Genomic DNA, 1,277 nt, shown 5'->3' on the forward strand with positions numbered 1-1,277 from the left:
CCGATGAGCATGGCCCCCAGCCAATTGGGCGCCTTCACGCGGTCGGATCCATCCCGTCAATATTCAAATCTTGAATATCACGTTCAGCCGCTGAGCCTTGAGGCCTTTGGCGGTGATCTTCATGACTTTCCTGCTGTTACGGTGTCGGTCTGCAACCTGAACCCGACCAGCCGCGGCAGTATTCAGATCAAATCTGCGGACTTCCGAGACGCGCCGCAAATTGCGCCCAATTACCTTGATACCGATGAAGACCGCAAAGTCGCCGCCGACAGCCTGCGACAGGTCCGCGACATCATGTCGCAACCGGCCATGGCTAAGTACCGGCCCGACGAATTCAAACCGGGCGTGCAATATCAAAGCGATGAAGAGCTCGCCAAGCTGGCCGGTGACATTGCCACGACCATTTTCCACCCGGTCGGCACCGTCAAGATGGGCCGCAAGGACGACACATCAGCCGTGCTTGACCCGCATCTGCGCCTTAAGGGTGTTGCTGGCCTTCGCGTTGTCGATGCGTCCGTGATGCCCGAAATCACCAGCGGCAACACCAATTCGCCAACCCTGATGATTGCCGAAAAGGCTGCTGGATGGATCCTGTCTGACCAATAAGTGCGATCTGCGCGCGGCATTCCCATACAACTGAAAACCAGACTTTGTTTTCATGAAATAAATTCAGATATTGATACCCAAATTCCTGTCGCGCTTTTGTCGTGTTTGGTGCAACATGGCCGAAGATCATAACTTTTAAAAAATCTTCATATGACCGTATTGCTCCTGCTTTTTAGCACCACACTCGTCTGGGCCCTGATGCTGGTCAGCAACCGCATTGCTTTGACCAGCTTTGCGGTTGATGCCTATGCCATGACCTGCTGGCAGCTTGTCTTTGGCGGGATGGCACTTGTCCTGATTGCACCGGGGCGCCGCATTCCGTGGCGGCAATTCGCCCTTCCGATCAACTGGGCCTATGGGTTCCTGCGTGTATTGACCGGGGTGAGTTGGACGGCATCCCTTTTATATATCAGCGCACCTGAAAGCGGCATTTTGTCGCAAACCGGTATGCCGATGGCGGCCCTTGCCGCGACCTTCATCCTTGGGCGCGCACCGGGGCGTTCGGAATGGCTTGGCCATGCGATCCTGATATCCGGTGCCTTGTGGCTGGCCTGGCATTTGCCCGGTGGGTTTGCCAACCCGGCCGTGCTTTTGATGCTGGCATCCGAAGTTACGGCAATTTCGTCCTCGGTTCTGGCGGAACTTCATCCCGATAATCAGGTCAAGGACAC

The 1,277-nt window shown here is 55.7% G+C and carries 2 protein-coding genes; both read left to right on the forward strand.

The genetic code is table 11. The annotated features are described in order from the left end of the window. Positions 1–606 (forward strand): GMC family oxidoreductase (locus B3Z49_RS17205; protein WP_296993091.1); only part of this gene is annotated, 606 nt, incomplete at its 5' end. A gap of 150 nt (positions 607–756) precedes the next feature. Continuing rightward, a partial coding sequence (locus B3Z49_RS17210; RefSeq protein WP_296993092.1) for an EamA family transporter occupies positions 757–1,277 on the forward strand: 521 nt, incomplete at its 3' end.

Origin of the sequence: Thalassospira sp. UBA1131, from assembly GCF_002311515.1 — a bacterium.
Classification (GTDB): domain Bacteria; phylum Pseudomonadota; class Alphaproteobacteria; order Rhodospirillales; family Thalassospiraceae; genus Thalassospira.